Origin of the sequence: Bartonella sp. AA2SXKL (genome assembly GCF_042197205.1) — a bacterium.
GTDB lineage: Bacteria > Pseudomonadota > Alphaproteobacteria > Rhizobiales > Rhizobiaceae > Bartonella.
Genome location: NZ_JBHIRN010000031.1, coordinates 1 through 5,320 on the forward strand (window position 1 = coordinate 1; position 5,320 = coordinate 5,320).

The following is a 5,320-nucleotide window of genomic DNA, read 5'->3' on the forward strand; positions in this document are numbered from 1 at the left end:
ATTAAAGACTTTGACTCATTGTATGTTAGGCGCATATAATAACTTTGTCGGGTGTAGTTATGCTATACAATACCCTTGGGGAAAGCATAACGACGGGCTATGTGCCGTGTTTTCTAGCACCCGGCATCTTTTAGAGTGTCAATAGAAAACCTTTAAGCACATAGGAGCCAAATCATGGCACAATATTTAATTGACTTACATCAAACTACGATTGATGGTGATATCGTTCAGACAGTGAATGCACCTGAATTACATACATTTTTGGCAATAGGTAAACGTTTTGCTATTTGGATTACGAACCGTATTAATCAGTATGAATTTGAAGAGGGAAAAGACTATATTTTAACGCTTCCCAAAATTGGGAAACGTTAAAATGTTATCAGCAAAGAATATCACCTCACCTTAGACATGGCGAAAGAACTTTCCATGGTTGAACGCAATGAGAAAGGACGTCAAGCACGCCGTTACTTTATTGAATGTGAAAAGAAACTGAGAAACCAAGCTGTTGATTATGATAATGATACACGCTTTGATGATTTTAACTATCTTCGCCAATATGTTTTGACAAATTATCCTAAAATCATGGGTATCATCTTTGGTTATCTTTTGAAAATAGATGAAATCGAAAAAGAACTTGATCATTACAAATCAGTTACAAAAGAAGCTAAGCGCGTTTTAGCAAGATCTGTCGTAAAAGCTGCTTAGATTTAAAACACATCTCCCCTCCCCGTTCTCAAAATGGGGAGGTGGTTTAAAGATCAAGTTTTGAATGGGAGCCCAGACGCGCTAAAATCAATCGATCTTGACCAATCAAGCGATAAATCAACACTAGGTAAGGTCGAATATGGCAATCTCGATAATTGCTCCAATTCCCAGTCAATGCATGATCATGATATCGAGGTTCTAAGGGTTGATCATTTGCTAATGCTGCAATGATTTGGCGCAAATCAGTATCTAAAAGATGCCGATACCGTCCTTTCATTTCACGCTTGAAATCACATTTGAAGATAGTGGTACGTTCAATCGTCCGCATAGAGATCATCAAATAATTCGTCTACGGAATGAAACTTTTTTAAGTTACCTTCCTCTAGTTCTGCAAAAGCCGCTATAGTTTCTGCATTAGGTTGAAACAAGAAGGACGGAATAGCTTTATCTTGTGCAATACGCGTCATCAACACTCTCACAACATCACTTACTGATAAACCTGAAGCTTGAATAACTTGACTAGCGATATTTTGAATTTCTTCTGGTACACGCGCTTGAACCATGCGACTGGCAGCCATAATGAGCTCTCCTCTTGTAATTGTACTTCAATGTAATACAATTGAAGTTTAATTTCAACTGTAAAGCACATTTTTTAGAGTGGCGAGATCGTTTGGCTTAACAACCACTTGCTTTTTTTAAGACTTCACCCATACGTGTTCGCCAGTCTTTTCCTTGTTTTTTAAAAGAGGCAATAACATTTGGGTCAAGGCGTAGAGTAACCGCTTGTTTGGGAGATTCAACCGGTGGACGCCCACGTTTACGGCGTTCTTCTGTTACATATTTAAAAAAGGAGGCTGGTAAAACATCTTTAGCTGGCTTTAAGCGTGCAAGTTCTTCATCTGTCAATGGTGGGGAATCCACAGCGTCCCAATCTTCTTTTGTGTAGCCACATCCTGTTTCAAAGTTTTTTTTGATAATCATTGAAAACCTCTCTTTCTTTTTTATTCGCTTGACGAAAACTGATAATGGATATCGCTTCATTGCCAAGCTTTGCAAAAACAATAACTGTTGTGCCATCAGCAAAATGTCCAATAGCCTTCATGCGGTTTGAATGTGTTGCATCAATAAGAGCATGTTCCCAGTCAAAGTAAATAACATCAGCAAAATCAAGCTTATGTTTATCAATGTTTAAAGCTCTTTTTGGTTCATCCCACACTATCTTCATATATTTTATGTACACGAAAAATAAAACCTTGTCAACAATTAAAGTGTACAATAATTCGTATATACCATTCAAAATGGAGCAACTATGAATAAGAAAACGCGTAAGGGTTTATCGGTTCGTGCGTTTGCGAAGAAGATGGGTGTTTCACATAATGCGGTGGTTTCTCGGATAAAGACAGGTAAATTTGATAAGGCTCTTTTTGAAGATGGTTCTGTCAATGAAGCCGTTGCAACAGCCATCTGGAATGAGAATCCAACAAAGCGCCCTGCTCCATTTTTAGCGCCTGATGGTCAACCGCGGACAAAGATCAAACAAGCCTCTACAGATGGAGCCAATGAATACAAGATAAAACTGGAGCGAATGCAAGTTGCCCTTGAAAGCGAAAAGATTGCACTTGAACGATTGCGCGAAACCACTGTTGATCGAGAAGAAATGAAAAAGGCAGCTCGTGAGTTTGGAAGAACGCACCGTGATGCTATGTTGAATTTTCCTCATCGTTTTGGTGCAAGCATTGCTGCACAAGTTGGATGTGATGCGGCCAGCCTTATTGGTGCTATTGATTACACTATGAGAACCGCTTTGCTTGAGGCGGTTAATATTCCAGTGCCTTTTCATGATCCTCATTCTCCAGAGTTAGAGAACTTGCAAGAAACGAATAATGGATGACAATGCAGTCGAAGAATTTTTCGCCCATGCCAATAATGCAAGACAACCGGACCCACCGTATACGGTTTCGCAATGGGCGGATAAGAATAGATACCTTAGCACCGTAGCAAGTGCTGAATCTGGATTGTGGAGAACAAAGCGGACCCCCTATTTGCGCGAAATCATGGATAATCTTTCCTCTCACAAACCGATTGAAACAACTATTGTCATGAAAGGGGCGCAGGTTGGCATGTCAGAGGCAGGATTAAATTTCTGCGGTTATGCTATTCATTATAGTCCAGGACCTGCCCTTTATGTGATGCCAACGGTTGAGACAGCCAAAAAGCTTTCAAAGACGCGGCTTGATCCTATGATTATGGCAAGCCCTGCTTTAAGCGAACGCATTGCCCCAGCGCGGGCACGCGACAGCGGGAATACCATGTTTTCGAAAGAGTTTGATGGTGGTGCACTGATGCTTACAGGGGCAAACAGTGCTGCTGGTTTGCGTTCCATGCCTATTCGTTATCTGATTTTGGATGAAGTGGATGGTTATCCTCTCAGTGTCGATAACGAAGGTGATCCAGTGATGATTGCGGAAAAGCGCACATCAACCTTTGTACAACGAAAGATCTTTAAATTGTCCACACCCACCCACCGTGACACAAGCCGTATTGCCAAAGATTTTGTACTAGGAGACCAGCGATATTACAACGTGCCTTGTGATGCATGTGGTACACTCCAGCCGATTGTTTGGTCACAAATCAAATGGCCGAAAGGGGCTCCCGAAAAAGCTGTTTTTGTTTGTGCGCATTGTGGTCATGAACATGCCGAGCACCGAAAAACAGATCTCATGTGTGAAGAAAGAGGCGCATGCTGGGTCCCAACCAGTGAGTCAAGCAGACCCAATTTGCGTTCTTACCATATTTCAGCGCTTTATTCGCCATGGCTGACTTGGGGCGATTGTGCGCGCGAATTTTTAAATGCCAAAGAAGACCCTGCTCTTTTGCAAGTTTTTATTAATACAGTTCTTGGAGAGCCATGGGAGGACAGAACAGGCGAAGTTATTGATCCTGATAGCCTCTATGCAAAACGCGAAGATTATCCATTGGCACCAGAACAATCCGTCGTGTTGACAGCTGGTATTGATGTGCAAAATGACCGCTTGGAACTTGAAGTGGTGGGATGGGGGCGTAGTGAAGAAAGTTGGCATATTGATTATCAAGTGATCCTTGGTGATCCCTCTTCTTTTGAAGTATGGGACCAATTGGATGAATATCTTGCAAAACGCTGGCCACATCTAGGCTATAAAGAGGGGATTAGGATAACAGCTGCTTGTATTGATACCGGTGGTGGACATACACAGGCGGTTTATAATTACGTGCGCCCCTGTGAGGAGCGGCGTATCTGGGGGCATTAAGGGGCAAGCGAGATGGCGTGCAGTATGGCAAAGAAAATCTTTGGGGGTGTGCAATGAATACCAGTATCGATTTTTTGTGCGATTTATGAATAGCATTGTTTCAGTTTTCCAATCATCACAGCATTGGAGATGAGGATTGCACTGCCATAATTGAGATTATGGGCATGGTGGAAAAAGCTTTAGTTTTTAAACTTCAAGATGAAGTGCCTAATATTACAAAGATTTTGGCAGCTCTTACAGATTTTGGCGATTCAGAGTTTCCTACAGTTATGTTGCCTTTATTGCGAGCTTACGAACCAGATCTAGAAAACCCCATTAAAAAGGTTGCTTAAGTACCTCCCTTCCCCATCTTTAAAGGTGGGGAGAAGATCAAGAGGCTTCTTTAGGTAAGAATTCAAAATGAACAGATTTAAAATCAGTTAAGTCATAATCAGTAAGGTTGCAGTATCAACAAAGTTTTCTGCTTCTTCATCCGTCTTGAAAACGGGTATTTGTTTAATTTAGAGGTTTTCATAAGAATTAATTTTCTTTTAGTACGTATAGATTTTTAAAAGATTCAAAGCTTAGAAGAAATGTATCTGTTTAAACTAACACCATTTTCAGCGGCTTGTATTGAAAGTTTTCTATGGAGTTCTGGTGGTATTCTTAATTGAAACTTGCCACTATATTTACCATGAGACAAAAGCAGAGGAACTTCTTCTCCATTATGTTGCATGTCCTCAACAACTTCTGAAACAAGGTCCATAATACCTTTTAAAGCTTTCTCTGCTTGAGCATCTAACCATGAAAGGGATGGGAATTCTGCACACAATCCAACATATTCCTCATCTTCTTGCGACCACAAAACACGATATGTATAATGATTATTGTTCATGTTTCATCCTTTCTATCGCTTGTAAGACTTGTCTGACTTGATAAGCTTTTGCTTTGTTACCAGAATCTTTTTGAATATTCATACGGGGGTCACCAAGCCACGGGGTTTTAAAAACAAAGCGGCTTTTACCATTGTTCCGCGGTTCTCCAAAAAAAATGTACACACACACACAGCCAACAAATCTGAAAACTTGATGTTCTTTGGTGATGCTTTCATCAAGCTGATTATTTTTTCAACTTTATTGTTTATAACCAATAATAGTATCATTATTAATCCTAATCAATCATTTTTAGAAATAGCGTCAACTAACAAGAGCCTTTTGTAACTCGACACTGTTAAAAAAGCTCAATCAAGGTGAATATGAAGCTGTCCCTGCCGAGCTACAGAAATGGACCAAAGCAGGCGGAAAGCGTCTTGAAGGTTTAGCACACCGGCGTGCGGCAGAAACAGGCTT

7 protein-coding genes and 3 pseudogenes are annotated in these 5,320 nt (G+C 40.6%); 5 read left to right on the plus strand and 5 right to left on the minus strand.

All coding sequences use genetic code 11. The features are described from left to right. Positions 1 to 174: 174 nt before the first annotated feature. A pseudogene (locus ACFINS_RS09290) lies at positions 175 to 705 on the plus strand (antA/AntB antirepressor family protein). 46 nt (positions 706 to 751) lie between these two features. Here the strand turns inward: ACFINS_RS09290 and ACFINS_RS09295 are convergent. From ACFINS_RS09295 to ACFINS_RS09310, 4 genes are all read right to left on the minus strand, one after another. Then, positions 752 to 1,033 carry a type II toxin-antitoxin system YafQ family toxin gene (locus ACFINS_RS09295; protein ID WP_375612165.1) on the minus strand — a complete coding sequence of 94 codons (282 nt, stop codon included), beginning with the start codon at positions 1,031 to 1,033 and terminating at the stop codon, positions 752 to 754. Next, on the minus strand, positions 1,020 to 1,283 hold the full coding sequence (locus ACFINS_RS09300; protein ID WP_375612164.1) for a type II toxin-antitoxin system RelB/DinJ family antitoxin: 264 nt from the start codon (positions 1,281 to 1,283) through the stop codon (positions 1,020 to 1,022). The genes ACFINS_RS09295 and ACFINS_RS09300 overlap by 14 nt, the downstream gene beginning before the upstream one ends. A gap of 97 nt (positions 1,284 to 1,380) precedes the next feature. After that, positions 1,381 to 1,686 (minus strand): BrnA antitoxin family protein, encoded by a 306-nt coding sequence (locus ACFINS_RS09305; RefSeq protein WP_375612163.1) that lies wholly within the window; start codon positions 1,684 to 1,686, stop codon positions 1,381 to 1,383. Next, entirely contained in the window at positions 1,664 to 1,930 is a 267-nt protein-coding gene (locus ACFINS_RS09310; protein WP_375612170.1) for a BrnT family toxin, read from the minus strand. The genes ACFINS_RS09305 and ACFINS_RS09310 overlap by 23 nt, the downstream gene beginning before the upstream one ends. An 84-nt stretch (positions 1,931 to 2,014) precedes the next feature. Here ACFINS_RS09310 and ACFINS_RS09315 point away from each other — a divergent pair, with 84 nt between their 5' ends. The 3 genes and pseudogenes from ACFINS_RS09315 to ACFINS_RS09325 all read left to right on the plus strand — a co-directional run bounded on the left by ACFINS_RS09315 (position 2,015) and on the right by ACFINS_RS09325 (position 4,324). Continuing rightward, positions 2,015 to 2,596 carry a hypothetical protein gene (locus ACFINS_RS09315; RefSeq protein ID WP_375612162.1) on the plus strand — a complete coding sequence of 194 codons (582 nt, stop codon included), beginning with the start codon at positions 2,015 to 2,017 and terminating at the stop codon, positions 2,594 to 2,596. Continuing rightward, positions 2,589 to 4,029: pseudogene (locus ACFINS_RS09320) on the plus strand (phage terminase large subunit family protein); the annotation flags it as partial. The gene ACFINS_RS09315 and the pseudogene ACFINS_RS09320, both read left to right, overlap by 8 nt. A 52-nt stretch (positions 4,030 to 4,081) precedes the next feature. Continuing rightward, the gene (locus ACFINS_RS09325) at positions 4,082 to 4,324 is read left to right on the plus strand and encodes a hypothetical protein (protein ID WP_375612169.1); all 243 of its coding nucleotides are present in this window, start codon (positions 4,082 to 4,084) and stop codon (positions 4,322 to 4,324) included. A gap of 224 nt (positions 4,325 to 4,548) precedes the next feature. On the opposite strand, the gene ACFINS_RS09330 is transcribed toward ACFINS_RS09325, so the two are convergent. Continuing rightward, positions 4,549 to 4,866: a type II toxin-antitoxin system HicB family antitoxin gene (locus ACFINS_RS09330; protein WP_375612161.1), complete on the minus strand. Its 318-nt coding sequence runs from the start codon at positions 4,864 to 4,866 to the stop codon at positions 4,549 to 4,551. A 308-nt stretch (positions 4,867 to 5,174) separates the two neighbouring features. On the opposite strand from ACFINS_RS09330, the pseudogene ACFINS_RS09335 reads away from it, so the two are divergent. Further along, a pseudogene (locus ACFINS_RS09335) lies at positions 5,175 to 5,320 on the plus strand (glycoside hydrolase family protein); the annotation flags it as partial.

Excerpts from the sequence above, each read along its gene's own strand:
- ACFINS_RS09295 (WP_375612165.1), bottom strand. The coding sequence starts at position 1,033 with ATGCGGACGATTGAACGTACCACTATCTTCAAATGTGATTTCAAGCGT.
- ACFINS_RS09300 (WP_375612164.1), bottom strand. The coding sequence starts at position 1,283 with ATGGCTGCCAGTCGCATGGTTCAAGCGCGTGTACCAGAAGAAATTCAA.
- ACFINS_RS09305 (WP_375612163.1), bottom strand. The coding sequence starts at position 1,686 with ATGATTATCAAAAAAAACTTTGAAACAGGATGTGGCTACACAAAAGAA.
- ACFINS_RS09310 (WP_375612170.1), bottom strand. The coding sequence starts at position 1,930 with ATGAAGATAGTGTGGGATGAACCAAAAAGAGCTTTAAACATTGATAAA.
- ACFINS_RS09315 (WP_375612162.1), top strand. The coding sequence starts at position 2,015 with ATGAATAAGAAAACGCGTAAGGGTTTATCGGTTCGTGCGTTTGCGAAG.
- ACFINS_RS09330 (WP_375612161.1), bottom strand. The coding sequence starts at position 4,866 with ATGAACAATAATCATTATACATATCGTGTTTTGTGGTCGCAAGAAGAT.